This is a genomic window from Mycobacterium sp. IDUB_37, assembly GCF_055419245.1.
This window is the reverse complement of the sequence record NZ_JBVAXG010000006.1, coordinates 18351-44904: the sequence shown is the minus strand read 5'-3', so window position 1 is coordinate 44904 and position 26554 is coordinate 18351. Positions and strand designations below refer to the sequence as shown.

Here is a 26554-nt window from a genome sequence, read left to right as displayed (position 1 = left end):
TGACAGACCCTGCGCCGGAGCCCACGCGGCGGCTGCCGCGGGGGAGTAGGCGCGTTAGAACGTCCGCCCTACTCAGCCGTCTTGCTGATCGAGACGCCGCCTCCGGCCTTTTCGACCGGACCGAGGCGCCACTGCCCACCGCCGAGCAGTTCGAGGTGGCGGTCGTGATGCTGTTCGACCGTGGGTCGGTGACTGACGCTGACCACGACACAGTCCGGTAATTCGCTGCGCACCAACTGATACAGCGCAAATTCCAACCCGGGATCCAGCGCCGAAGTGGACTCGTCCATGAAGACCGCCTTCGGTTTTGTGAGCAGGACTCGCGCGAACGCGACCCGCTGCTGCTCACCGGGGGACAGCACCTTGGCCCAGTCCTCTTCTTCGTCGACGCGGGCGATCAGCGGCGCGAGCGCCACGCTGGTCAGCACGTCATGCAGGTCAGCATCGGAGACTTCCTCCGCGGCCCGTGGGTAACACACCACCGAACGCAGATTCCCCAACGGCACGTACGGCAACTGCGACAGGAACATCGTCTCGTTCTCGCCGCTCGGGCGACGAAGCGTCCCGGATGCGTACGGCCACAACTCAGCCAGACTGCGCAGCAGGGTGGTCTTACCGCCGCCGGACGGCCCGGTGATCACCAGCGACTGGCCGGCTTTCAGCCGAACGTCCAGCGGGTCGATCAGGCGGTCACCGTCCGGCTTGCGAACTTCGACGTTCTCGATCTCGACCGCACCGTCCTTACTGGATGTGGCCAGCACCGCCGGCAACGCACGTCCCCGCTCGTTGGCTTCGACCAACCCGTGCAAACGGATGATCGCCGCCCGGTAGGACGCAAACTGGTCGTAGGCATTGCGGAAGAACGACAGCGAGTCGGCGATGTTGCCGAAGGACGACGCCGTCTGGCTGACGTCGCCGAAGTCGATCTGCCCGGCGAACAGGCGTGGCGCCTGAATCACCCACGGCAACGGCGTGATCGCCTGGCTCACCGCGAGGTTCCAGCCATAGAAGCCGATGCTGCGGTTGACGTACTTCAGATAGTTCGAGATGACCGGGGCGAAACGTTTGGACAGCTGGACGCGTTCGGCCTGCTCGCCACGGTAGAAGCCCACGGCCTCGGCGGCATCCCGCAACCGCACCAGCGCGTAACGGAATGCGGCGTTGAGCTTTTCATTGCGGAAGCTCAGCCAGATCAGCGGTCGCCCGATGATGAACGAGACGACGGTGGCCACCACCACGTAAATGAGGACCGACCAGAACATGACGCGCGGGAAGGAAATGCCGAAGAAGGTCAGGGTGCCGGACAAGTTCCATAAGATCGCGGCGAAGGAGACCACCGAGATCGCCGACTGCACGGCGCCGAACAATAGGATGCTTGACGTCCCATTGCCCGGTTGGTTCGGACCGTTACCCGTTCCGGCCGTGAAGATGTCGACGTCCTGCTGGATGCGCTGGTCCGGGTTGTCGATGGTGTCATCGATGAACAGGTCGCGGTAGTAGGCCCTGCCGTCCAGCCAGTCCGCGGTGAGATGGTCGGTCAGCCATACCCGCCACCAGACAAGGAATCGCTGAGTCAGATAGACGTCGGCCATCAGCCTCGTTATGTGGATCACGGCCATGATGCTGAAAATGCCGATTGACATCCAAAAGCCATGCACCCCAGAGTTTTTGACGACATCATTGTCGCTGGCGGTGCCCTGGAACGCCTTCTGCAGGGCCGTGTACATGTCGTTGCCTTGGTAACTGAACAACACATTCAGCCGGACCGCGAGCACCACCGAAAGCAGCAGCACGCCCATCATCAGCCAGACGCGGATGCTCTTTCGGCCGACGAAGTACTGGCCGGTGATCCGCCAGAATTGCCGTCCCCACGGTGTCAGGTAGCGGAACAGAATCAGCACGACGAGCGTGCAGACGGCACTGATCGCCCACGCTTTGGCGCACCAAAAAAATGATTCCAGCAGCGCATTCGACCAGTCGATCGACGGCGTAAACGGCTTCGGGCCCAAGGTCGTTGTCTCCTCACAGACGAGGTCTTCGGTGCGGCTGCGCAACGGAAATCCTCCGGCGAACGTACCCGAAGCAGGTGGATAGGCTGCGAAGATGACCGCCCAAGCTGGTTCTGCGCAGAACATTCATGCCGGCCGACTCATTGCGCGGCGGCTCAAGGCCAGCGGTATCGACACCGTCTTCACGCTTTCGGGCGGCCACTTGTTTTCTATCTACGACGGCTGTCGGGACGAGGGTGTCCGGCTGATCGACACCCGCCACGAGCAGACGGCGGCGTTCGCCGCCGAGGGCTGGTCCAAGGTGACCCGTGTTCCCGGTGTGGCCGCGTTAACCGCGGGCCCAGGCGTGACCAACGGGATGAGCGCGATGGCGGCCGCGCAACAAAACCAATCACCGCTGGTGGTGCTTGGCGGCCGCGCGCCGGCCGGCAGGTGGGGGATGGGCTCGCTGCAAGAGATCGACCACGTGCCGTTCGTGTCGCCGTTGGCTCGATTCGCCGCCACCGCGCAGTCCGCCGCAGACGCCGGACGGCTGGTCGACCAAGCACTACAAGCGGCGGTGGGTGCGCGCTCGGGTGTCGGATTCGTCGACTTCCCGATGGACCACGCGTTTTCTATATCTGAAGATGACAACCGCCCCGGTGCGCTCACCGCGCTCCCTGCCGCCCCTGCGCCCGCGGCCGACCAGCTGGATCGGGTCGCCGACCTGTTGTCCAAGGCACAGCGGCCGGTGATCATGGCCGGTACCAACGTCTGGTGGGGGCATGGCGAGATCGCGCTGCTACGCCTGGCCGAACAACTGCGAATCCCGGTGCTGATGAACGGGATGGCCCGCGGCGTGGTTCCGGCCGACCACCCGCTGGCCTTCTCGCGGGCGCGTTCGAAAGCTTTGGGCAATGCCGACGTTGCGCTGATCGTCGGGGTTCCGATGGACTTCCGTCTCGGGTTCGGCAACGTCTTCGGTGAGCAGACGCAGCTCGTCGTCGCCGACCGCGCCGAGCCTGAGCGCAAGCACCCGCGTGCCGTCGCCGCAGAGCTGTACGGCGACCTGACGGCGATCCTGTCCGGCCTCACCGGATCCGCCGCGAGCGACCATCAGGACTGGATCAGCGAATTGCGGACCGTCGAGACCGCGGTGCGCGACCTCGAGAAGACCGAGCTCGCCGAGGACCGCATCCCACTGCATCCGATGCGGGTCTACGCCGAATTGGCTCCGATGTTGGACCGTGACGCGGTCGTCGTCATCGACGGCGGGGACTTCGGTTCGTACGCCGGTCGGGTGATCGACAGCTACCAGCCCGGATGTTGGTTGGACAGCGGCCCGTTCGGCTGCCTCGGCTCGGGCCCCGGCTACGCGCTGGCCGCCAAGCTGGCCCGGCCGGAGCGGCAAGTCGTGCTTTTGCAGGGCGATGGCGCCTTCGGTTTCAGCGGCATGGAATGGGACACCCTGGTGCGCCACAACGTGCCCGTGGTTTCGGTGATCGGCAACAACGGCATCTGGGGTCTGGAGAAACACCCGATGGAAGCGCTGTACGGGTATTCGGTGGTGGCCGAACTGCGCCCAGGCACCCGCTACGACGAGGTGGCCCGCGCGTTGGGCGGCCACGGCGAGCTGGTATCGGCGCCGGCCGAGCTCCGGCCCGCGCTGGATCGCGCCTTCGCCAGTGGTCTGCCGTCGGTCGTCAACGTCCTCACCGACCCCAGCGTCGCCTATCCGCGCCGGTCGAACCTGGCCTGATGAGGTCGACTCCTCTGCGCCCGCCCTGCGGCCGCGTCGTCGTCAACCTGGCCTGATCAGACCTGGGCTGTCGCGTACCGTTGGGCTGTGCCTAAGACCACCCGCTCTCAACCCGGCCGGCTGAGCAGCCGTTTCTGGCGCCTACTCGGCGCCAGCACGGAGAAGGACCGCAGCCGCTCCATGGCCGTCGTGACTGCTTCCGACGAATACGACAAGGAAGCCGCCGACCTCAGCGATGAGAAGCTCCGCAAAGCGTCCGGTTTGCTCAATCTCGACGATCTGGCCGACTCTACGGACATTCCGCAGTTTCTGGCGATCGCCCGCGAGGCAGCGGAGCGCACCACCGGGCTCCGCCCGTTCGACGTGCAGTTGCTCGGCGCGATCCGGATGCTGGCCGGCGATGTGATCGAGATGGCCACCGGCGAAGGCAAGACCCTGGCCGGGGCAATCGCCGCCGCAGGCTATGCGCTCGGCGGCCGGCACGTGCACGTCGTCACCATCAATGACTACCTGGCCCGCCGCGACGCGGAATGGATGAGCCCGCTGATCGAGGCGATGGGTCTCACGGTCGGCTGGATCACCGCGGAATCGAGCAGTGCGGACCGCAAGTCCGCCTACGACTGCGACGTCACCTACGCCTCGGTCAACGAGATCGGGTTCGACGTGCTGCGCGATCAGTTGGTCACCGACGTCGACGACCTTGTTTCACCCAACCCCGACGTCGCACTGATCGACGAGGCCGACTCGGTGCTGGTCGACGAGGCGCTGGTGCCGCTGGTCCTGGCCGGAACCAGCCACCGCGAGACACCCCGGGTCGAGATCATCAAGCTGGTCGGAAAGCTCACGGCAGAGGCCGACTACGACACCGACTCCGACAGCCGCAACGTCCACCTGACCGAATCGGGTGCGCGCAAGGTTGAGAAAGCTCTCGGCGGCATCGACCTGTACTCCGAGGAACACGTCGTCACCACCCTGACCGAGGTCAACGTCGCGCTGCACGCGCATGTGCTGTTGCAGCGCGATGTGCACTACATCGTCCGCGACGACGCGGTGCACCTGATCAACGCGTCGCGCGGCCGAATCGCGCAGTTGCAGCGTTGGCCGGACGGCCTGCAGGCCGCCGTCGAGGCCAAAGAAGGGATCGAGACCACCGAGACCGGCGAGGTGCTCGACACCATCACCGTGCAGGCCCTGATCAACCGCTACTCCACCGTCTGCGGCATGACCGGCACCGCGCTGGCCGCAGGTGAGCAGTTGCGCCAGTTCTACAAGCTGGGCGTCTCGCCGATCCCACCGAACAAGCCCAACGTCCGCGAGGACGAGACCGACCGCGTCTACATCACCGCTGCCGCGAAGAACGACGCGATCGTGGACCACATCGCCGAGGTGAACGAGACCGGGCAACCCGTCCTGGTCGGGACGCGCGACGTCGCCGAATCCGAAGATCTGCACGAGCGGCTGCTGCGTCGCAATGTCCCCGCGGTGCTGCTCAATGCCAAGAACGACGCCGAAGAGGCCGGGGTCATCGCGGAGGCCGGCCAGTACGGCGTCGTGACGGTGTCGACCCAGATGGCCGGGCGCGGCACCGACATCCGGCTGGGCGGCTCCGATGAATCCGACCATGACCGAGTCGCCGAGCTGGGCGGACTGCACGTCGTCGGCACCGGCCGACACCACACCGAGCGGCTTGACAACCAGCTGCGCGGCCGTGCCGGACGGCAGGGTGACCCGGGCTCGTCGGTGTTCTTCTCCAGTTGGGAAGACGACGTGGTGGCGGCGAACCTGGACACCAGCAAGCTGCCCACCGAAACCGACGAGGACGGCCGCATCGTCAGTCCCAAGACCAGCGGACTGCTCGATCATGCCCAGCGGGTCGCCGAGGGCCGGCTACTGGACGTGCACGCCAACACCTGGCGCTACAACCAGTTGATAGCTCAGCAACGCGCGATCATCGTCGAACGACGTAACACTCTGCTGCGCACCGAAGCCGCGCGGTCCGAACTCGAGGAGCTCGCGCCCAAGCGGTACAAGGAGCTTGCGGAGGATTCGTCCACCGAGAAGCTGGCGAAGATCTGCCGGCTGATCATGCTCTACCACCTCGACCGTGGCTGGGCCGATCACCTGGCGTATCTGGCCGACATCCGGGAGAGCATTCACCTGCGCGCGCTGGGTCGGCAGAATCCTTTGGACGAGTTCCACCGGATGGCCGTGGATGCGTTCGCGTCGCTGGCCGCCGACGCGATCGAGGCGGCTCAGCAGACCTTCGAGACGGCGAACATCCTCGAAGACGAGCAAGGCCTGGACCTCTCGAAGTTGGCCCGCCCGACATCGACGTGGACCTACATGGTCAATGACAACCCGTTGTCAGACGACACGCTGTCGACGCTGAGCCTGCCCGGCGTCTTCCGCTGACCACCGGGTGGGCGCGATCCGCCTCGCGGACCGGAGCATAGCGGCGATAGTGTCACGGCTCATGGAGCCAGTGCTCGCACAGAATCGGGTGCTGACGGTGCCCAACGTGCTGAGTGCCGTCCGCTTGGCGCTGATCCCGGTGTTCGTCTACCTGCTGTTGGTGGCGCACATCAACGGCTGGGCGGTAGCGATCCTGATGTTCAGCGGCTTCTCCGACTGGGCGGACGGCAAGATCGCCCGCGTGATGAACCAGTCGTCACGGCTGGGAATGCTGCTGGACCCGGCCGTCGATCGCCTCTACATGGTCACCGTGCCAATCGTTTTGGCGCTGGGCGGCATTGTGCCGTGGTGGTTCGTCATCATCCTGCTGGCCCGGGACGGGGCGCTGGCCGCAACCCTGCCGCTGCTGCGCAGCCGCGGACTCTCCGCGCTGCCGGTCAGCTATGTCGGTAAAGCAGCGACGTTTGCGCTGATGTCCGGCTTCCCGCTGGTACTCCTGGGTCATTGGGACGCGCTGTGGAGCCGCGTGGTGGGCGCTTGCGGGTGGGCGTTTCTGCTCTGGGGCATGTACATGTACCTGTGGGCTTTCGTCCTGTACCTGGTCCAGACGGTCCTGGTGGTGCGCCGAATGCCGAAGGTCAAACATGACCGAACCTGACCGGATGCTCGGTGGGTACGACCCCAACGCGGGTTACAGCGCCCACACCGCCCGGCCGAAGCGCATCCCGGTGCCGTCACTGCTGCGTGCGCTGCTTTCCGAACACCTGGACCCGGGGTACGCCGCGGCGGCGGCAGAACGGAAACGCCGCAGCGAATCGGGCGAACCCGAGAGCGCCGGTACCCGCGCATTCGGCTGGATGTGGCAGGCGCTGGCCGCGACACTGGTCGCCGCCGTGTTCGCCGCCGCGGTCGCGCAGGCCCGCTCGGTTGCCCCGGGCGTGCGGACGGCCCAACAGCTGCTGGTCACCAACGTGCGTTCGACGCAGACGGCCGCCACCAAGATGGCCCAGCAACGCAGCGCGCTGACGGCAAAGGTCGACCAGGTGCAGCGGGTCGCGCTGGCGGACGACGCCGAGGGCCAGCGACTGCTCAACCGGCTCGACGCGCTGAGTCTGGCGGCGGCCAGCAAGGCGGTGATCGGCCCGGGCCTGTCCGTCACCGTCACCGACCCCGGCGCCAGTCCGAACCTGTCCGACGCGTCCAAACAACGCGTCAACGGCAGGCAGCAGATCATCCTCGACCGCGACCTGCAACTCGTCGTCAATTCGCTGTGGGCAAGTGGAGCCGAAGCCATCTCGATTGACGGCGCCCGGATCGGGCCCAACGTCACCCTCCGGCAAGCCGGGGGAGCGATCCTGGTCGACAACAATCCGACCACCAGCCCGTACACCATCCTCGCGATCGGGCCGCCGCACGCCATGCGCGATGTCTTCGACCAGAGCCCCGGACTGCGTCGGCTTAGGCTGTTGGAGGCCTCCTACGGCGTCGGTGTGAGCATCAACAGCAGCGACGGCCTGGCCCTGCCTGCCGGCGCGGTTCGCGAAGTCAGATTCGCCACACAGATCGGGTCCTGAGAGAGAGAATCCTGTGCGGAATAGCGCTTTTCGGCAAACGTGGAGGGGAATCACGCGAGCATGATCGGAATCGCGGCACTTGCTATCGGCATCGTGCTGGGCCTGGTTTTTCACCCCAGCGTTCCCGAGGTCATACAGCCGTATCTGCCGATCGCCGTGGTTGCCGCGCTGGATGCGGTGTTCGGCGGTCTACGGGCCTACCTCGAGCGCATATTCGACCCGAAGGTCTTCGTGGTCTCATTCGTCTTCAACGTCTTGGTGGCCGCGCTGATCGTCTACGTCGGCGACCAACTGGGCGTGGGCACACAGCTGTCCACCGCGATCATCGTGGTGCTGGGAATCCGGATCTTCGGCAATGCCGCCGCGCTGCGGCGCCGCCTGTTCGGAGCGTGACATGAGCCAGGATGCGCCGCAGGAGCCCGAGCAGGCCGCCCGTCGGGGGCGCCACGAGCTGCCATCGGACCGACCGCGCCCGGAGATCGGGCCAGTGCGGCGGATGGGACTCAGTGCACTGTTTCGGGGTGGTCGGTCGCGACTCGGTTTCGGGGTGCTGGCGGTCCTGCTGTGCCTGGTGCTGGGCGTCGCCATCGTCACCCAGGTGCGCCAGAACGAGTCCGGCGACTCTTTGGAAACGGCACGCCCCGCGGACCTGCTGGTGTTGCTGGATTCGCTACGGCAGCGTGAGGCCACGCTGAGCACCGAAGTCGCCGATCTGCAGAACACCCTCAATTCGTTGCAGGCGTCGGGCAACACCGACCAGGCCGCAATCGAAAGTGCCCAGGCCCGGTTGGCCGCGTTGTCGATCCTGGTCGGCGCCGTCGGCGCCACCGGGCCGGGCGTCACAGTGAAGATCGACGATCCAGCTCCTGGGGTGGCACCCGAGGTGTTACTCGACGTCATCAACGAGTTGCGTGCCGCCGGTGCCGAGGCGATCGAGATCAACGACGGACACCAGTCCGTGCGGGTCGGAGTCGATACCTGGGTAATCGGTTCAGCGGGCGCGCTGACCATCGACAACAAGGCGTTCTCCCCGCCGTATTCGATTGTGGCGATTGGCGATCCGCCCACGCTGGCCGCTGCGATGAACATTCCCGGCGGCGCCGAGGACAGCGTCAAACGGGTGGGCGGCCGGATGTCTGTGCAGCAGGCCGATCACCTCGAGGTGACCACCTTGCGGCAACCGAAACCACACCAATACGCTCAGCCCGTCAAGTGAATTCGCCCAACTTCCAGCCGACCAGAACAGGACCATCGTGAGCGATATCCCGTCCGATCTGCACTACACCGCCGAGCACGAGTGGGTTCGCCGCAGCGCAGCAGACACCGTCCGGGTCGGGATCACCGATTTCGCACAGTCGGCACTGGGTGACGTCGTCTTCGTTCAATTGCCCGATGTGGGCACCGCGGTCGGCGCGGGCGATGCCTTCGGCGAAGTCGAGTCGACGAAATCCGTGTCGGACTTGTACGCGCCCGTTGCGGGCAAGGTGTCGGCGGTCAACGGCGATCTGGAGAGCTCACCGCAATTGCTGAACTCCGATCCGTACGGCGCGGGATGGTTGCTGGAGTTGCAGGTAGACAGCACCGAGGTCGGCGCCCTGGACTCAGCGATCGGCGAACTTCTGGACGCGGAGGCGTACCGCGGCACGTTGACCGAATGACGATTGCTAAGGTCCCGAATGCGTTGCGAGGCAGAACGCGGAAGTAATCTGCGGATCCTGGGGAGATCTAGGAGAAGCCGGGGTATGGGGCTTACGATCCTGCAGTGGTCGGCGGCACTGCGCACCTGTGCGCGGTACGGTCGAGACATCAGTGACTTTTGAGCAGCAGACAGCAGCACCGAGCAGTACACGCGATATATCCGATTGGAAAACCGGCCCGAACGGTCCGGTTAGGTAGCGCCACGGCGGCCAGTGAGGAGCAGCGGGTGACGGACATAAATAACGACCAGAATGAAGAAGTCACTGTAGAAACGACTTCGGTTTTCCGAGCCGACTTCCTCAACGAACTAGATGCGCCCGCTCAGACGGGCGGCGAGAGCTCGGTGTCCGGGGTTGAGGGACTTCCGGCGGGCTCAGCGTTGCTCGTCGTCAAACGTGGCCCCAACGCCGGTTCCCGCTTCCTGCTGGACCAGGCCGTCACGTCTGCCGGCCGGCATCCCGACAGCGACATCTTCCTCGACGACGTCACGGTGAGTCGGCGGCACGCCGAATTCCGTTTGGACAGCGCCGAGTTCAACGTCGTCGACGTGGGCAGCCTGAACGGCACCTACGTCAACCGCGAGCCGGTGGACTCCGCCGTGTTGGCCAACGGTGACGAAGTCCAGATCGGCAAGTTCCGCCTGGTCTTCCTGACCGGCCCCAAAGGTGACGACGACGGGGGATCCGGGGGCCAGTGAGCGCACCCGATAGCCCCGGGCTGGCCGGGATGTCGATCGGGGCGGTCTTGGACCTGCTGCGATCGGACTTTCCTGATGTCACAATCTCCAAGATTCGATTCCTGGAGGCCGAGGGGCTGGTCACGCCGCAACGTGCGGCGTCGGGCTATCGGAGGTTTACCGCGTACGACTGTGCGCGGCTGCGCTTCATCTTGTTGGCGCAACGCGATCACTATCTGCCGCTGAAGGTGATCCGGTCTCAGTTGGAGGCCCAACCGGACGGCGAGTTGCCGTCGATCGGATCTCCTTACGGTGTACCTCGATTGGTGTCGGTGCCGGGTGCCGACGGCGCACCCGACGCCGCCGCCGTCGGACCGGATCCAGGTGCCGTCGCGCCCACCCGGATCCGGCTCAGTCGAGACGATCTGCTGGACCGCTCGGGAGTGGACGGCGAGCTGTTGACGGCTCTGCTCAAAGCCGGGGTCATCACCACCGGACCGGGCGGTTTTTTCGACGAGCATGCCGTCGTGATTCTGCAATGTGCTCGGGCACTTGCCGATTACGGCGTCGAGCCAAGACATCTGCGGGCGTTCCGTTCCGCGGCAGATCGCCAGTCGGACTTGATCGCCCAGATCGCCGGACCGCTGATCAAAGCCGGCAAGGCGGGCGCCCGTGATCGTGCCGATGACTTGGCACGTGAGGTCGCCGCGCTCGCAATCACCTTGCACACCTCGCTAATCAAGTCGGCCGTTCGCGACGTACTGCACCGCTGAGGACTAGACTTCCTTCGACAGCTTGGTGTCCGACGGCGGGGTCGTTTTTTAGGTGTCCACCGCTTCGTTGCGCCGAGTGTGTATCGGACACGGCGGCATGTGCGGAGGACAGACACAGATGGGCGAAGTTCGTGTTGTCGGCATTCGCGTCGAGCAGCCGCAGAACCAGCCGGTGCTGCTGCTGCGCGAGACTGACGGTGACCGGTACCTGCCGATCTGGATCGGCCAGTCGGAGGCCGCCGCGATCGCTTTGGAGCAGCAGGGGGTTGAACCACCCCGGCCACTCACCCATGACCTGATCAAAGATCTCATTGCCGCGCTTGGGCATTCGCTCAAGGAAGTGCGCATAGTCGATCTGCAGGAAGGCACCTTCTACGCGGACCTGATCTTCGACCGCGACATCAAGGTGTCGGCCCGGCCGTCGGACTCCGTAGCGATCGCGTTGCGGGTCGGTGTGCCGATCTACGTCGAGGAGGCCGTGCTGGCTCAGGCCGGCCTGCTGATCCCCGACGAGGGTGACGAATCGGAGAGCAGCGCCGTCCGCGAAGACGAGGTGGAGAAGTTCAAGGAATTTCTCGACAGCGTGTCGCCGGATGACTTCAAAGCCACCTGATCGGGTACCCACCCAACGTCACGGATGCGTCTCATATCACATAACGGATTCTCGACACGCCTAGCAGATATCGCCGACTAATCGCTGCGACGGCCATACTTTGATCACGAGTTAATGATCGACCGAGAGCACGGCAGCCAGCCAACAGCGTATGCTCTCAAGCACTCGGGCCTGAGATTACGGAGCTGCTAGCGCAGCACGTGACGCAGCTACTGACCACAGCGCGATCGGCGAGAGGATGCACCGTGAGCGACCAGCCACGTCAAGGACAGCTGGATCTTGCCGAGCAATCGGGCAAGGCGGCTAGCCCCGCGCCCCGTGCGGCGGTACAGCAGGGGTTGTTCCCCGACGATTCCGTACCGGACGAACTAGTGGGTTACCGCGGGCCAAGTGCGTGCCAGATCGCCGGCATCACTTACCGCCAACTCGACTACTGGGCTCGTACATCTCTGGTGGTGCCCTCGATCCGCAGCGCGGCCGGCTCCGGCAGCCAGCGTCTGTACTCGTTCAAAGACATCCTGGTTCTCAAGATCGTGAAGCGGTTGCTCGACACGGGCATCTCGCTGCACAACATCCGCGTCGCGGTCGACCACCTACGTCAGCGCGGCGTGCAGGACCTGGCCAACATCACGTTGTTCTCCGACGGCACCAGCGTGTACGAGTGCACGTCAGCCGAGGAAGTCGTTGACCTGCTGCAAGGCGGTCAGGGCGTGTTCGGCATCGCCGTCTCCGGCGCCATGCGAGAGCTGACCGGCGTGATCGCCGACTTCCCGGGCGAGCGCGCCGACGGTGGCGAATCGATCGCGGCGCCGGAGGACGAGTTGGCCTCCCGGCGCAAGCACCGCGACCGAAAAATCGGCTGAAGCGCCCGACAGCGTAAACTAGAACCCGCATCGACCTCGCGCGGGAGAGTTCTGCAGTCGCCAGCTGCAGACGCCGAAGGAGCAATACCTCTCCATCAACCTCTCAGGCACCCGGACCGCGCCAGACAACGATGCCTCTGGAAAGCGGTGACAACTCTTCGTGGTTGTCGCCCGCCGATGGGGAAAGGCGCTTTCTATTGCGCCGAATCTCTCAGGCGCCCGGTGCACGGGTGAAGACAGAGGGAGAGGGCCCCTAGTCACGTCTAGTCGCGTCCTCTGTCAGGAGAAGCATGTCTGAGCCAACATTCGCCGACCGGCACATCGGCCTGAACGCCGACGCCGTCGCCACCATGCTCGCCGTGATCGGCGTCGACTCTCTCAACGAGCTGGCCGCCAAGGCCATCCCGACCGGCATTCTGGACGAGCTGAACAGCGCGGGCGCCGCGCCTGGCCTCGACCAGCTGCCACCGGCCGCCAGCGAAGCCGAAGCCCTCGCCGAACTCCGTGCCCTGGCGGACAGCAATACGGTCGCGGTGTCGATGATCGGTCAGGGTTACTACGACACACTCACGCCGCCGGTGCTGCTGCGCAACATCATGGAAAACCCGGCCTGGTACACCGCTTACACGCCATATCAGCCCGAGATCAGTCAGGGCCGGCTGGAAGCGCTGCTGAATTTCCAGACGATGGTCACCGATCTGACCGCCCTCGAGATCGCCAACGCGTCGATGCTCGACGAGGGGACAGCCGCCGCCGAAGCTATGACGTTGCTGCATCGCGCATATCGCGGGCCCAGCAACCGACTGGCAGTCGACATCGACGTTTTCGCCCAGACCGCAGCGATACTGGCCACCCGGGCCAAGCCGCTGGGGATCGAGATCGTCACCGCAGACTTTCGCGACGGGCTGCCGGACGGCGACTTCTTCGGCGTGATCGCCCAACTGCCCGGAGCCAGCGGCCGGATCACCGACTGGAGCGCCTTAGTGGCGCAGTCGCACGACCGCGGTGCACTGGTAGCGATCGGCGCCGATCTGTTGGCGCTGACACTGGTGGCGCCGCCCGGCGAGATCGGTGCCGACGTCGCGTTCGGCACCACCCAACGATTCGGCGTGCCAATGGGATTCGGCGGGCCGCACGCGGGCTACCTGGCGGTGCACACCAAGCACGCGCGCCAGCTTCCCGGCCGGCTGGTCGGGGTATCGAAGGACGCAGACGGTAGCGAGGCATATCGGCTGGCGTTGCAGACCCGCGAACAACACATCCGGCGCGACAAGGCGACGAGCAACATCTGCACCGCGCAAGTGCTGCTCGCCGTGATGGCGGCCATGTACGCCAGCTACCACGGTCCCGACGGACTGTCCGGAATCGCGCGTCGGGTGCATTCCCACGCCGCAACGATCGGCGCCGCTCTGGGCGAATCATTGGTGCACGACGCCTACTTCGACACCGTCCTGGCGCGAGTCGAGGGCCGGGCCGACGAAGTGGTGGCCGCGGCCAAGGCCAACGGCGTCAACCTGTGGCGGGTGGACGCCGACCATGTGTCGGTGGCCTGTGACGAAACCACCACCGACACGCATGTGGCGGCGGTGCTGGAGGCGTTCGGCGTCGCGTCCGGTGAGCTTTCGACGGTCGACATCGCGACCCGCACCTCGGAGTTCCTCACCCACCCCGCGTTCCATCAGTACCGCACCGAGACCTCGATGATGCGTTACCTGCGCACGTTGGCGGACAAGGACATCGCGTTGGACCGCAGCATGATTCCGCTCGGCTCCTGCACCATGAAGCTCAATGCCGCCGCCGAGATGGAGTCGGTCACCTGGCCCGAGTTCGGGCGCCAGCATCCGTTTGCTCCAGCATCGGACACCCCGGGACTGCGTCGACTGATCGCGGACCTGGAGAACTGGCTGATAGCCATCACCGGCTACGACGCGGTCTCGCTGCAGCCCAATGCGGGTTCGCAGGGGGAGTACGCGGGTCTGCTGGCCATCCACGACTATCACGCCAGCCGCGGCGAAGCGCACCGCGACATCTGCCTGATCCCGTCCAGCGCGCACGGCACTAACGCGGCGTCGGCCGCTTTGGCCGGGATGCGCGTCGTCGTCATCGGCTGCCACGAGAACGGTGACGTCGACCTCGACGATCTGCGCGCCAAGGTCAGCGAGCACGCCGATCGTCTTTCATCGCTGATGATCACCTACCCGTCCACTCATGGCGTCTATGAGCACGACATCGCCGACATCTGCGCGGCCGTGCACGACGCCGGCGGCCAGGTCTACGTCGACGGCGCCAACCTCAACGCATTGGTCGGACTGGCCCGGCCCGGCAAGTTCGGCGGTGACGTCAGCCATCTGAACCTGCACAAGACGTTCTGCATCCCACACGGAGGTGGCGGACCGGGCGTCGGGCCGGTGGCGGTGCGTTCGCACCTGGCTCCGTTCCTGCCCGGTCACCCGCACGCGACCGAGCTGCCGCAGGGGCATCCGGTGTCGGCGGCGCCCTACGGGTCAGCCTCGATCCTGCCGATCAGCTGGGCCTACATCAGGATGATGGGCGGCGACGGCCTTCGCGCCGCATCGCTGACCGCGATCACCTCGGCCAATTACATCGCCCGTCGCCTCGACGAGTACTTCCCGGTGCTCTACACCGGCGAAAACGGCATGGTCGCCCACGAGTGCATCCTGGACCTGCGCGGTATCACCAAGGCAACCGGCGTGACGGTCGACGATGTGGCGAAACGCTTGGCGGACTACGGTTTTCACGCGCCGACAATGAGCTTCCCGGTGGCCGGAACACTCATGGTCGAGCCGACCGAAAGCGAAAGCCTGGCCGAGGTCGACGCGTTCTGCGAAGCCATGATCGGCATCCGCGCCGAGATCGACCGGGTCGGCAAAGGGGAGTGGCCGGTGGACGACAACCCGCTGCGCGGCGCGCCACACACCGCGGAGTGCCTACTGGTGTCGGACTGGGATCACCCCTACACCCGGGAAGAGGCCGCCTACCCGCTGGGCAAGGGCTTCCGGCCGAAGGTGTGGCCGCCGGTGCGCCGCATCGACGGCGCCTATGGCGACCGCAACCTGGTCTGCTCGTGCCCACCCGTGGAGGCCTTCGCCTGATCCGGGGCCAGGTCTAGCCGAACCGGTCGACGATCGCCTCCGCGATGCGGTCGGCAGCGTCCTCCTGGATGAAGTGCTTGGCTTTGGGTAGCTCAACCACGACGTGGTCCGGAAAGGCCGCGCGCATCCGCGGGATCGCTGGACCGGGTCGGAACGCGACGTCCTTCATGCCCCAGACCAGCAAGGCGGGTTTGGGGCCCAGGTTGGCGGGCACCTCACGGGCAAGTCGATCCAGCAATGGCCGTGCGGCCAGGATTTCCTTCGGGAATTCGGCCACCCCCACCCGAGCGGCGGGGTCAGGCTGCACCTGACGGTAGTGCTCCATCACCTCTTCGGCCAGCAGAATTTCGGTCCCGGCCGGGATCATCTTCTCGACGAAGAAATTCCGCTTGAGGATCGCGTACTGCATCGGGCCACTCGACATGACCTTGCTGAAGAACTTGGTCGTGAGCTCGTCCGTCGGCCAGAACCAGGTATTACCCAGCACGATTCCGCGGACCCGGTCGGCACGCTCGACCGCTACTGCCAGGCTGATCGGGCCGCCCCAGTCCTGGCCCATGCTCACATAACCGTCCAGACCGAGGTGGTCGACGAATTCGCCGACCACGCCGGAGTGCTCATCGATCTTGTATCCGAAGCCCGGCGGCCGCTCAGACAGCCCGAAGCCCAGGTAGTCCGGTGCGATGCAGCGGAATCGGTCCCGCAGCGCCACGATGATGTCGCGGTACAGGAAGCTCCAGGTCGGATTGCCGTGGCAGAACAGGATCGGTGGGCCGTCCCCCTCGTCGATGTAGTGAATCCGGCCCGCCGTGCTGTCGAACCAGCGCGACTCGAACGGATAGAGCTCGGGATCCGGCGTGAAATCGAGCGTCATCGCGACTCCTTCGGGAGCGATTCTTTACGTGTCTCTTTATTGACGAAAGAGTCGCGCGTAATCCGACAGCCGATAGCCGGCGGTTCAGCTGAGAAAGCTGTTGACCGCCGTAGCGAGCTCGGGGGTAGCCGACGTTGGCAGGTTCTGGTAGCTGCCGCCGCTGAGCCGGGCGACCGCTTCCCAGGTAGCCCGGTCCGGGTCGCTACCGAAATCAATGACGTTGACCGCGACTGGCTTGGCCGGATCGGCGCTCGTCTTGATGAAGTCCTGCAATCCCGCCCCGTCCAGAGACTGGTCCGTATGCGGCCCGTTGGTGATCAGCAGTATCGAGTTCTCTTGGCCGGCGCGGTAATTGGCCTGCATTTCCTGATAGATCAGCCGCAGCGTGGTGAACGACACGGCTCCGCCCCCGGACGAATACTGCTTGTCCAGGGCGGCCAACAATGCTGCCGAACGTGGCTGGCCGTTGACCTGGTCGGCCAGTGGCCCGGTCGGCACTTCCGCCCGGCCTTCGTGGCCGTCGAACGTCCACAATCCGACGTTCGCGCTGGGTGGCAGCGCCCTGATGCTGCTGTCCAGCGCCGCGATGACGTTGGCCAGTCGCGTCTTACCGCCGCCGTCGTCATTCGGCAGCGACTGGTCGAGCATGATCGTCGCCGCCACACCTGCCGACGGCGTGGCCATCGTGTCGGCCAGGGTGGCGCGCATCGCGTCGTCGCCTACCGACAAGGTGGACGGGAGTGCCGAGAACCCGGTGACCGGGCTACTCGGCGGCTTGACGCCATTCACCCGGAATCCGGCTTTGGCGAGCTTCGCGACCTGCTCGGTGGAGTGCATGTACCGGGAGAAAGCGCTCGCTGCGGTGGTCTGCTCCTGCGTCAACCAGGGACCGCTGAGCAGCACCGTCGGGTAGTCGGCCACCGGGACCGCCCCAGGCGGAGTCCACGATGCCAACTTGCTCTTGGCATCCGCGGTTGATTGGCCGCGCTGGAACAGCTGCTGCTCGGTGGTGATCACCGCGTGCACCGGAGCGGCTGCCACTTCCTCGGACTTGCCCGGTTTGAGCAGCGCGTTCATTGCCTCGGCCAACGAGTCGTCCGAGAGTTTCGGTTGGGCGCCGGTGAGGGTGCGCACCGCACCGATACCCGCGGTAGGCGGCGCTCCGGCCGGTGCCGCGGCCGCGGCGACCGCTTCGCCCGCTAAGAAGGACGCGTCGCCGTTGCCGTTCACCGGCAGCGCGAGCCGCAGCGACCCCCACGACGGCGCGTTGAGTCCGGCCATGGAGGTCGGGTTGGATTGCAGGCCCGGCAACGACGCCCAATTCTGCTTGGAAAGGGCCTGTTGCATCTCGGGCCGGATAGCCAGCAAGACCGGCGAGGTGACCAGCGAGCGACTGTCACTGATGGTCTTCTGCCCTGTTGCCCCGGATAACCGTGCCGCCGAGACCGAACTACCCGGAATCCACAATCCGGGTTGCTTGCCCAGATCGGCGGGCCATTTGCCGATGAAGCCGCTGATGACGGCATCGGCGTTGGCCGGTTTGACCGTCACTTCGACGCAACGATCACCGATCGGACTCGCTGTGGCGTTGTAGCCGCCGGCAAGTTCTTTGATCTGGTCGGCGATGGAGGGATCGGCGAGGACGGCGACCGAGTCCTTGCCGCCGCAGTGCGCCGCGGCCGTGTGCGAGCGATGAGACAACGCGTCACCGAAGAACTGCCACAAGATCACGCCGGCCACCACCACGACGACGGTGACGAGAGCCACGATCACACCGATGCTGACGCCGCGTCGGCCACTTTTGCTGCGATGACCGCCCTGCCACTCGGCAGCACCACGATGACTGGTGCCGGCGCGGAACAACGGAGGTGCGGTTGCCGGTACCGGTTCGGCGGGGGGTGCGTCCGCGCTGTCCGGGCCCGGGCCGAATGGTGCCTCGAACTGTGTGTAGTCGTCGGCACCCGGCGCCGGCGGACCCGGGTCAGCCGGGTAGCCGGCATCGGTCAGGTAACCGCTGCCTCCGAGATGGCCACCACCCGCGGGGTAACCGGCGTCGGCCGGGGTGTACCCGGCGTCAGCCGGATGCAGCTCCTCGGCTTCCTGCGCAGTGTCGGAGTAGGGGTCCCAGTAGGGACCCTGATCCGCGAACTGGTCCTTGTCCTGGCCCTGCTCGGGGTATGGCTCCGGGTCCGAATAGCGCCCTTCGCCGAAGGCCGCCGGCTGACCCCAACTCGGGTAACCGGCGCCCTCGTCAACCGGCTCGGACGGCCGATCGGGTAGCGAATCCTCGGAGTCGTCGGGTGCGCTGTGCCTACCCATGGCGGTTTCCGCGTCCTCTCAGGGGCAGATCACGCACCCTCGCGAGCCTTGAACTCTCGACGACGGCGGTGCAGGATCGGCTCGGTGTAGCCGTTGGGCTGCTGGCCACCGGACAGGATCAGCTCCTGCGCGGCCAAGAACGCGATGCTGTCGTCGAAGTTGGGCGCCAGCGGGAGATACGCCTTGTCGCCGGCGTTCTGCTCGTCCACCAGCGGTGCCATCCGCTCCAGACTGGCCCGGACGTCCTCGCTGGTAATCACACCGTGGCGCAGCCAGTTGGCCAGCAACTGGCTGGAGATGCGCAGCGTCGCACGGTCTTCCATCAGGGCGACGTTGTGGATGTCGGGCACCTTCGAGCAACCGACGCCGTGGTCGATCCAGCGCACCACATAGCCGAGGATCGACTGGCAGTTGTTGTCGACCTCTTCGCGAATCTCCTCGGACGCCCAGGCCAGCTCCTTGGCCAGCGGGACGCTGAGCAACTCGTCGATGGTGGTGCGCTTCTTGCCCTCGAGTTCCTTCTGCACCGCGAACACGTCCACCGCGTGGTAGTGCATCGCGTGCAGCGTTGCCGCCGTCGGCGACGGGACCCACGCGGTGGTGGCGCCCGCTTTGGGCTGGCCGATCTTCTGCTCGACCATGTCGGCCATCAGTTCGGTCATCGCCCACATGCCCTTACCGATCTGGGCCTTGCCGGTGAAGCCGGCGGACAGGCCGGCGTCGACGTTGGCGTCCTCGTAAGCCTTGATCCACGTGGTGGCCTTCATCGCGCCCTTGCGGATCATCGGGCCGGCCTCCATCGAGGTGTGGATCTCGTCGCCGGTGCGGTCCAGGAATCCGGTGTTGATGAACACGACCCGGTCGGCGGCGGCCTTGATGCACGCCTTCAAGTTGAGCGTCGTACGCCGTTCTTCGTCCATGATGCCGACCTTGAGCGTGGCCTGCGGCAAGCCGAGGACGTCCTCGACGCGGCTGAACAGCTCGCAGGTGAACGCGACCTCTTCGGGGCCGTGCATCTTGGGCTTCACGATGTACACCGAGCCCGTGCGACTGTTGACCAGTGGTCCGTTGTCGCCACTTTCCTTCAGACCGTGAATGGCGGCGAGCCCGGTGAACAACCCGTCCTGAATGCCTTCCGGAATCTCATTTCCGTCCGCGTCCACGATCGCGTCGTTGGTCATCAAGTGGCCGACGTTGCGGACGAACAGCAGGCTGCGGCCGGGCAACGTCAGCTCGCCGGCGCCGTCTGGGGTGGTGTAGGTGCGGTCCGCGTTGAGCTTCCGGGTGAACGACTTGCCGTCCTTGGCGACCTCTTCGACCAGGTCGCCCCTGTTCAAGCCGAGCCAGTTGCGGTAGCCGAGCACCTTGTCGTCGGCGTCGACCGCGGCCACCGAGTCCTCGAAGTCCATGATCGTGGTGATCGCGGACTCCAGGACCACGTCCTTGATACCGGCGGCGTCGGTCTTGCCGATCGGCGATTCCGGGTCGATCAGGATCTCGACGTGCAAACCGTTGTTGACCAGCAGCACAGACCAGTTGGGGGAGCCGAGCTCGCCGGAGTACCCGACGAACTTCTCCGGGCTGGCCAATCCGGTCGACTCTGAACCTGCTTCGACCTGCAGCACTCCGTCAGCAATGCTCAGACCGGTCACGTCGGTCCAGGAACCCGATGCCAGCGGCACGGCCACATCCAGGAACTTGCGGGCGTAGTCGATGACCTTGTCGCCGCGCACCTTGTTGTAGCCCGAGCCCTTCTCGGCGCCACCGCCTTCGGAGATGACGTCGGTGCCGTAGAGGGCGTCATACAACGAACCCCACCGGGCATTGGCTGCGTTCAGCGCGAACCGCGCATTGAGCACCGGCACCACCAACTGCGGGCCGGCCGTGGTCGTGATCTCGTCATCGACCCCGGAAGTAGTGATGGTGAAGTCGTCGGGTTCGGGCTGCAGGTAGCCGATCTCGGTGAGAAACTGACGGTAGGCCTGCGGGTCGAGCGGCTCGATCACTCGTTGCCGGTGCCACTTGTCGATCTGAGCCTGCAGCTCATCGCGGGTAGCCAACAGCTCCTGGTTGCGCGGAGCGAGATCGGTGACGACCTTGTCGACGCCCGCCCAGAAACTGTCCGGGTCAATACCGGTTCCGGGCAGCGCCTCGTTATTCACGAAGTCGTACAGCACCCGAGCGATCCGCAAGTTGCCTTGGGACACACGCTCGGCCACACGATCAGTCATTGTTCTCCTCCGTAACGGCCAAAATGGCCCCTCAACAGCTGCGCCGGAACCCGCTGAGCCCCCTCAGAGACCCCTGCTAGGCCCGACTAGCTACCGTCAGCCTACCGAGCGGTAGCCTGACGAGCCTAGCCCGACCGACCCGCAGTACCAGGTCATGGCGCGCTGAGCGCTTCGCCCACAGCAACGCCGCAGGCCGTGTTAATCGCCTTCTGGCAACGCAAGCAAGCGGCCATTCGTTCCCCCTGCGAGTGCGTGAGCCGCTCAGATCATACGGGCCTTGATCCACGCCCCACGTCAGTCCCTTGCTGTTGCGTCCCGCATGGACCCGAGCAGGTCTTCCACCAGATCCTCCATCGCCACCAGCGCTACGAGCGCGCCGGCGTCGTTGCTGCCACCGGTCACCAACGCCAGGTGGCTGTTGCTGCGGCGCATCCGCGACAGTGCATCCGGCAGGCCCAGCGACGCGGGCAGCTTGGGCAGAGCCCGCACCAGCGACAGATCAATCACCGTCTGCGGATTGTCGCCGAATGCCAGCACATCCTTGATGTGCAGGTATCCGATGTAGTTGCCGGTGCGATCGACCACAGGGAAACGCGAGTATCCGGTCTGGGCCAGGGCCTGCTCGACCGCGCCGATCGTCGGGCCTGATCCCGCCGCGGCCACCGAGACCGCGTGGACCTTTGCCAGCGGCACAGCGACATCGCCGACGACGCGGGTCTGAACCCGCAACGCCCGGGTCAGTCGGACGTGCTCCTCCTGGTCGAGCAGACCTTCGGACAGCGATTGGGCGATCATCTCCGAGAGCTCCACCGTGGAAACCGAGATGTCGAGTTCTTCCTTGGGTTCCACGCCCAGCAACCGCAGCACGGCGTTGGCGCACTTGTTGTAGAGCACGATGATCGGTCGCGCTGCCCGCACATACGGCAGATAGGCCGGCACCAGCAGCATCGCGGTGCGCTCCGGGCCGGCCAGGGCGATGTTCTTCGGCACCATCTCGCCCAGTAGCACGTGCAGCGTCACGACCAGGCCCAACGCCACCACGAATGACAGCGTGTGCAGCAGCGCGGATGGCATGCCGGCCATCCCGAACCACCCCTGGAGCAGCCTGGCAACCGCCGGTTCGGCAATCCGACCGAGCAGCAGTGAGGCCACCGTGACACCGAGTTGGGCCCCGGCCAGCATCGCCGGCAGCTGCTCGCCAGCCCGGATCACTGTCACCGCGCTGGCCCGTCCCTGCTCGGCCAATGCTTCCAGGCGGTCGCGCCGTGCTGAGATGATCGCGAATTCCGCGCCGACGAAGAAGGCGTTGACGGCGATCAGCAGGATCGCCAGAAGTATCGCCAGCACGGGGTTCATCGGTCGCCCCGAGCCAGGCCCTGCTGGCCGTCCGGCCAGTCGCTCAACTCGCTCAGCTCGAGCACGTCGAGGCGGCGCCCGTCCAACTGGACCACCAGGGCCTGCCAGCGCACCGAGTCATCCGGCAGACCATCGCTGTTCAACGCCGGAAGTTCGACCTTCTCGCCGGCCACCGGGATGTGTCCGAGCTGGCGAAGTACCAGTCCACCGATCGTTTCGTAGGGACCTTCGGGTGCTCGATAGCCGATCGCGGTTTCCACCTCGTCGATGCGCAGCAGGCCAGAGACCCGCCAGCCCTTGCCGTACGCCATCACATCCGGCGTTGCGTCGTCGTGCTCGTCGCGCACGTCGCCGACGATCTCCTCGATCAGGTCCTCGACGGTGACCATGCCCGCGGTGCCGCCGTATTCGTCGACCACCATCGCGGTCTGCAGGGAGTTGGCGCGGATCTGAGCCATGACCGCATCGCCGTCCAGCGTTGACGGCACCACCGCGATCGGCTTGGCGACCGTCGTCAACAACGTCTTCGCGCGGTCGGCGGGCGGTATCAGGAACACCTGCTTGACGTGCACGATGCCGACGGTCTCGTCCAGGTCACCCTCCACGACCGGAAACCGGGAGAATCCGGAGGTAGCGACCGCCTCGACCAAGTCGGCGACGGTGTCGTCAGTCTGCAGAGCGACGATCTTCGAGCGCGGCGTCATCAATTCCTCGGCGGTGAGGGTGCCGAACTGCAGCGAACGATGCATCAGGGATGCCGTCATGTCGTCAAGTGAGCCGCTGCTAGCCGATCTGCGCACCAGGGACACCAGCTCCTGGGGCGTGCGCGCGGACCGCAACTCCTCGGCCGGCTCAATGCCCAGTCGGCGCACGATCCAGTTCGCCGCGCCGTTGGTCAGGCGGATGGCCGGGGTGAAAAACACCGAGAACAACCACTGCGGCAAGACGACGGCGCGGGCGGTTCGCAGTGGCCGGGCCACCGCCAGGTACTTCGGCACCAGCTCGCCGAACACCATCGACACCGAAGTCACGACCACTAGCGCGAGGATTCCGGTGATTGCGTCGGCCATCCGCGCGGAGGCGCCCATCGCGTCCAGCCACGGATGCGGCAGGGCGTCCACCAGCGGATCGATCAGGTAGCCGGTGGCCAGAGTGGTGATCGAGATACCCAACTGCGCACCCGACAACTGGAACGAAAGCCGATGGTGGGCCCGTTGGATGAACCGGTCGCGGCGGGCGCCGCCGCGCGCGTTAGCCTCGACGGTGCTGCGGTCCAGCGCGGTCAGCGAGAATTCGGCAGCAACAAAAACCCCGGTGCCGAATGTGAGCGCCAAGATGGCCAGCACACTGAGCACAGTGCCGGTGTGGTTCATTTCTTTTTTCGGGCGCCTTTCACCAGCCGCTGGGCAATGGATGCCCTTCAGCGAAGCCCGCCGCCGACTGCACGCCGACCACCACCCGGTCGTGCAATTCCTCCAGGGTGGTGGCGCCAACATAGGTGCAGGTGCTGCGCACCCCGGAGGTGATGTGGTCGATCAGATCCTCGACGCCGCCCCGGTTCGGGTCCAGCCCCATCCGCGATGTCGAGATACCTTCCTCGAACAGTGCCTTGCGGGCCCGGTCGAACGGGCTGTCCGCTCCGGTCCGCGCCACCACCGCCCGCTTGGACGCCATGCCGTAGCTCTCCTTGAACGGTTGGTCATCGCGGTCTCGCATCAGGTCGCCGGGGGACTCATAGGTGCCGGCGAACCATGACCCGATCATCACATTCGATGCACCGGCAGCCAGCGCCAGGGCCACGTCGCGCGGGTGCCGGATTCCGCCGTCCGCCCACACATGGCCGCCCAATTGCCTTGCCGCAGCGGCGCATTCGACCACAGCAGAGAATTGCGGGCGACCCACTCCGGTCATCATCCGGGTGGTGCACATCGCGCCGGGGCCAACGCCGACCTTGACGATGCCGGCTCCGGCCTCCAGCAGATCCCGGGTTCCCTGCGCGGACACCACGTTTCCGGCCACGAATGGCAGCCCGAGATCGAGGGCGGCGATCGTCTTGATCGCGTCCAATGTCTTGACCTGGTGCCCGTGCGCGGTGTCGACGACAAGCACGTCAACGCCGACTTCGGCGAGCGCCCGGGCCTTGGCCCCGACGTCGCCGTTGATGCCCACGGCCGCACCCACCCGTAGCCTGCCAGCGCTGTCGACCGCCGGGCTGTAGATGCCCGTGCGGATCGCTCCGGTGCGGGTCAGCACGCCGGCCAGTGCGCCGTCGGCGGAAGTCACCACCGCGACGTCGATCGGCGAATTCTCGAGCAGGTCGAAGATCTTGCGCGGCTCGGTGCCCACCGGAGCGTTGACGAAATCGGTGGCCGCGATGTCGCGTACCCGGGTGAAGCGGTCCACCCCGACGCACGAGGATTCCCGCACCACACCGATCGGGCGGCCTTCGAAGACGACCACCGCGACGCCGTGCGCACGCTTGTGAATCAAGGCGGTCGCGTCGGACACCGAGTCGTCCGGTGCCAGTGTCACCGGAGTGTCGAGCACCAGGTCTCGGCTCTTCACGAACTGCACGGTCTGCTGCACAGCGGGGATCGGCAGATCCTGAGGGAGGATCACCAGGCCGCCGCGCCGGGCGATGGTTTCGGCCATCCGCCGTCCGGCCACCGCGGTCATGTTCGCCACGACCACCGGGATGGTGGTGCCCGAGCCATCAGCGCTGGAGAGGTCGACGTCAAACCGCGACGCGACCTCCGACCGATTCGGCACGATGAACACGTCGTTGTACGTCAAGTCGTACGACGGGCGTTGCCCGTCCAGAAATTTCATCCTTTAGTACAACTCGCTAAGCAGGTACTTCAGTGCGGTCTCCGCTCCATAAGGTGTGGAACTTCTTGCCCGGCTCCTCGTCGGTCCGCCCGTAGGTGTGCGCTCCGAAGAAGTCCCGCAGGCCCTGGGTGAGCGCGGCAGGCAGTCGTTCGGTGCGCAATCCGTCGTAGTAGGACAGCGCCGACGAAAATCCCGGGATGGGGATACCCAACTGCGTCGCAGTAACCACTACCCGGCGCCAGCTGTCGATCGCGTCCTCGATCGCGCTGCGGAAGTAGGGCGCCACGATCAGCGACGGTAGGTCGGCGTCGTCGTCGAAGGCTTCTTTGATCCGGTTGAGGAACTTGGCCCGAATGATGCAGCCGCCGCGCCAGATGGTGGCCATGTCGCCCGGGGTGATGCCCCAGTTGTATTCGGCGCTGCCGGCCTGGATCTGGTTGAAGCCCTGTGCGTAGGCGATGATCTTCGACGCGTAAAGCGCCTTGCTGACGTCGTCGATGAACTGCGCTGCATCTGTTGGCTTTTCGCCGAGACCGCCGGATGCCAAGCCGGTGGTGGCCTTGCGCTGGGCCACCGAACCCGACAGCGCGCGTGCGAACACCGCCTCGGCAATGCCGGTGACTGGTACCCCGAGGTCGAGTGCCGACTTCACCGTCCAGCGGCCGGTGCCCTTCTGCTCCGCCTCGTCGACGATCACATCGACCAGCGGCTTGCCGGTCCTGGCATCGGTCTGGCGCAACACCTCCGCGGTGATTTCGATGAGGAAGCTGTCGAGATCACCCTTGTTCCATTCAGCGAACACGTCAGCGATCTCCGGCGCGGTCTTGCCCAGCGCGTCACGCAGTAGCTGGTAGGCCTCGCCGATGAGTTGCATGTCGGAATATTCGATGCCGTTGTGCACCATCTTCACGAAATGCCCGGCGCCGTCGGGGCCGATATGGGTGCAGCACGGTACGCCATCGACGTGCGCGGAGATCTCCTCGAGTAGCGGGCCGAGCGACGTGTAGGACTCCGCCGGCCCGCCGGGCATGATCGACGGACCGTTCAGTGCTCCCTCTTCGCCGCCGGAGATGCCTGCACCCACGAAGTGCAGACCGCGTTCCCGGATCGCCTTCTCCCGGCGGATCGTGTCGGTGTACAACGCGTTGCCACCATCGATGATGATGTCGCCTTCTTCCATGGCGTCGGCAAGCTCGTTGATGACGGCGTCAGTGGGGTCGCCGGCCTTGACCATGATGATCACCCGACGCGGCTTCTCCAGCGCGTCGAGAAACTCCGCAATCGTTTCGCTGCGCACAAAGTTGCCGTCGGAACCGTGCTCCTTGAGCAGTGCGTCGGTCTTGGCGACCGACCGGTTGTGCAGCGCGACGGTGTATCCGTGTCGGGCGAAGTTTCGGGCCAGGTTCGAGCCCATTACGGCGAGGCCGGTGACACCGATTTGCGCGGTCGCGGTCTTCGAATCCGACGAACTCATGT

Annotated in this window: 20 protein-coding genes and 2 riboswitches; of the genes, 12 read left to right on the top strand and 8 right to left on the bottom strand. The window is 65.7% G+C overall.

Features of this window, described 5'->3' with window-relative positions:
- Positions 1–68: 68 nt before the first annotated feature.
- Positions 69–2009 (bottom strand): ABC transporter ATP-binding protein/permease, encoded by a 1941-nt coding sequence (locus tag ACZY1I_RS20600; protein WP_463757135.1) that lies wholly within the window; start codon positions 2007–2009, stop codon positions 69–71.
- Positions 2010–2103: 94 nt separating this feature from the next.
- Between ACZY1I_RS20600 and ACZY1I_RS20595 the strand changes: the two genes are divergently transcribed.
- The 12 genes from ACZY1I_RS20595 to gcvP all read left to right on the top strand — a co-directional run bounded on the left by ACZY1I_RS20595 (position 2104) and on the right by gcvP (position 15469).
- A complete protein-coding gene (locus tag ACZY1I_RS20595; RefSeq protein WP_463756412.1) occupies positions 2104–3747 on the top strand; it encodes an acetolactate synthase in 1644 nt (547 codons plus the stop codon).
- A gap of 87 nt (positions 3748–3834) precedes the next feature.
- Entirely contained in the window at positions 3835–6159 is a 2325-nt protein-coding gene (secA2, locus tag ACZY1I_RS20590) for an accessory Sec system translocase SecA2 (RefSeq protein WP_463756410.1), read from the top strand.
- 61 nt (positions 6160–6220) lie between these two features.
- The gene (locus ACZY1I_RS20585) at positions 6221–6817 is read left to right on the top strand and encodes a CDP-alcohol phosphatidyltransferase family protein (protein WP_463756408.1); all 597 of its coding nucleotides are present in this window, start codon (positions 6221–6223) and stop codon (positions 6815–6817) included.
- A complete protein-coding gene (locus tag ACZY1I_RS20580; RefSeq protein ID WP_463756405.1) occupies positions 6804–7733 on the top strand; it encodes a DUF881 domain-containing protein in 930 nt (309 codons plus the stop codon). Before ACZY1I_RS20585 ends, ACZY1I_RS20580 begins: the two co-directional genes overlap by 14 nt.
- 60 nt (positions 7734–7793) lie before the next feature.
- Positions 7794–8126, top strand: coding sequence for a small basic family protein (locus ACZY1I_RS20575; protein ID WP_083111365.1), 333 nt, complete (start codon positions 7794–7796; stop codon positions 8124–8126).
- 1 nt (position 8127) lies between these two features.
- Entirely contained in the window at positions 8128–8949 is an 822-nt protein-coding gene (locus ACZY1I_RS20570) for a DUF881 domain-containing protein (protein WP_463756401.1), read from the top strand.
- A gap of 37 nt (positions 8950–8986) precedes the next feature.
- Positions 8987–9391, top strand: a complete 405-nt coding sequence (gene gcvH, locus ACZY1I_RS20565) for a glycine cleavage system protein GcvH (RefSeq protein ID WP_463756398.1) — start codon at positions 8987–8989, stop codon at positions 9389–9391.
- A gap of 266 nt (positions 9392–9657) precedes the next feature.
- Positions 9658–10128 (top strand): glycogen accumulation regulator GarA, encoded by a 471-nt coding sequence (garA, locus tag ACZY1I_RS20560; protein ID WP_463756396.1) that lies wholly within the window; start codon positions 9658–9660, stop codon positions 10126–10128.
- Entirely contained in the window at positions 10125–10880 is a 756-nt protein-coding gene (ftsR, locus tag ACZY1I_RS20555; RefSeq protein ID WP_463756394.1) for a transcriptional regulator FtsR, read from the top strand. Before garA ends, ftsR begins: the two co-directional genes overlap by 4 nt.
- Positions 10881–10998: 118 nt before the next feature.
- Complete coding sequence (locus ACZY1I_RS20550) at positions 10999–11493, top strand: bifunctional nuclease family protein (protein ID WP_463756390.1); 495 nt, start codon at positions 10999–11001, stop codon at positions 11491–11493.
- A gap of 245 nt (positions 11494–11738) precedes the next feature.
- The gene (locus ACZY1I_RS20545) at positions 11739–12356 is read left to right on the top strand and encodes a MerR family transcriptional regulator (RefSeq protein ID WP_463756388.1); all 618 of its coding nucleotides are present in this window, start codon (positions 11739–11741) and stop codon (positions 12354–12356) included.
- 31 nt (positions 12357–12387) lie between these two features.
- A riboswitch (glycine riboswitch) is annotated at positions 12388–12485 on the top strand.
- Positions 12486–12606, top strand: a riboswitch (glycine riboswitch).
- Positions 12607–12646: 40 nt separating this feature from the next.
- Complete coding sequence (gcvP, locus tag ACZY1I_RS20540; RefSeq protein ID WP_463756385.1) at positions 12647–15469, top strand: aminomethyl-transferring glycine dehydrogenase; 2823 nt, start codon at positions 12647–12649, stop codon at positions 15467–15469.
- Between the two features lie 13 nt (positions 15470–15482).
- Here gcvP and ACZY1I_RS20535 read toward each other — a convergent pair whose 3' ends face one another.
- From ACZY1I_RS20535 to gndA, 7 genes are all read right to left on the bottom strand, one after another.
- Positions 15483–16343, bottom strand: a complete 861-nt coding sequence (locus ACZY1I_RS20535; RefSeq protein WP_463756383.1) for a haloalkane dehalogenase — start codon at positions 16341–16343, stop codon at positions 15483–15485.
- A gap of 84 nt (positions 16344–16427) precedes the next feature.
- Entirely contained in the window at positions 16428–18662 is a 2235-nt protein-coding gene (locus ACZY1I_RS20530; protein ID WP_463756381.1) for a substrate-binding domain-containing protein, read from the bottom strand.
- 29 nt (positions 18663–18691) lie between these two features.
- Positions 18692–20881: a malate synthase G gene (locus ACZY1I_RS20525; RefSeq protein WP_463757132.1), complete on the bottom strand. Its 2190-nt coding sequence runs from the start codon at positions 20879–20881 to the stop codon at positions 18692–18694.
- A 306-nt stretch (positions 20882–21187) separates the two neighbouring features.
- A complete protein-coding gene (locus ACZY1I_RS20520) occupies positions 21188–22249 on the bottom strand; it encodes a hemolysin family protein (protein WP_463756379.1) in 1062 nt (353 codons plus the stop codon).
- Positions 22246–23622 carry a hemolysin family protein gene (locus ACZY1I_RS20515; protein WP_463756377.1) on the bottom strand — a complete coding sequence of 459 codons (1377 nt, stop codon included), beginning with the start codon at positions 23620–23622 and terminating at the stop codon, positions 22246–22248. Before ACZY1I_RS20515 ends, ACZY1I_RS20520 begins: the two co-directional genes overlap by 4 nt.
- A 19-nt stretch (positions 23623–23641) precedes the next feature.
- On the bottom strand, positions 23642–25078 hold the full coding sequence (locus tag ACZY1I_RS20510; RefSeq protein WP_463756375.1) for a GuaB1 family IMP dehydrogenase-related protein: 1437 nt from the start codon (positions 25076–25078) through the stop codon (positions 23642–23644).
- A 16-nt stretch (positions 25079–25094) separates the two neighbouring features.
- Positions 25095–26552 (bottom strand): NADP-dependent phosphogluconate dehydrogenase, encoded by a 1458-nt coding sequence (gene gndA / locus ACZY1I_RS20505; RefSeq protein ID WP_463756373.1) that lies wholly within the window; start codon positions 26550–26552, stop codon positions 25095–25097.
- Positions 26553–26554: the final 2 nt, after the last annotated feature.

Bases quoted from the DNA above. Each gene is read 5' to 3' on its own strand.
- ACZY1I_RS20595 (WP_463756412.1), top strand. From the start codon at position 2,104: ATGACCGCCCAAGCTGGTTCTGCGCAGAACATTCATGCCGGCCGACTC.
- ACZY1I_RS20585 (WP_463756408.1), top strand. From the start codon at position 6,221: ATGGAGCCAGTGCTCGCACAGAATCGGGTGCTGACGGTGCCCAACGTG.
- ACZY1I_RS20580 (WP_463756405.1), top strand. From the start codon at position 6,804: ATGACCGAACCTGACCGGATGCTCGGTGGGTACGACCCCAACGCGGGT.
- ACZY1I_RS20575 (WP_083111365.1), top strand. From the start codon at position 7,794: ATGATCGGAATCGCGGCACTTGCTATCGGCATCGTGCTGGGCCTGGTT.
- ACZY1I_RS20570 (WP_463756401.1), top strand. From the start codon at position 8,128: ATGAGCCAGGATGCGCCGCAGGAGCCCGAGCAGGCCGCCCGTCGGGGG.
- ACZY1I_RS20550 (WP_463756390.1), top strand. From the start codon at position 10,999: ATGGGCGAAGTTCGTGTTGTCGGCATTCGCGTCGAGCAGCCGCAGAAC.
- gcvP (WP_463756385.1), top strand. From the start codon at position 12,647: ATGTCTGAGCCAACATTCGCCGACCGGCACATCGGCCTGAACGCCGAC.
- ACZY1I_RS20535 (WP_463756383.1), bottom strand. From the start codon at position 16,343: ATGACGCTCGATTTCACGCCGGATCCCGAGCTCTATCCGTTCGAGTCG.
- ACZY1I_RS20530 (WP_463756381.1), bottom strand. From the start codon at position 18,662: ATGGGTAGGCACAGCGCACCCGACGACTCCGAGGATTCGCTACCCGAT.
- ACZY1I_RS20520 (WP_463756379.1), bottom strand. From the start codon at position 22,249: ATGAACCCCGTGCTGGCGATACTTCTGGCGATCCTGCTGATCGCCGTC.
- ACZY1I_RS20515 (WP_463756377.1), bottom strand. From the start codon at position 23,622: ATGAACCACACCGGCACTGTGCTCAGTGTGCTGGCCATCTTGGCGCTC.
- ACZY1I_RS20510 (WP_463756375.1), bottom strand. From the start codon at position 25,078: ATGAAATTTCTGGACGGGCAACGCCCGTCGTACGACTTGACGTACAAC.
- gndA (WP_463756373.1), bottom strand. From the start codon at position 26,552: ATGAGTTCGTCGGATTCGAAGACCGCGACCGCGCAAATCGGTGTCACC.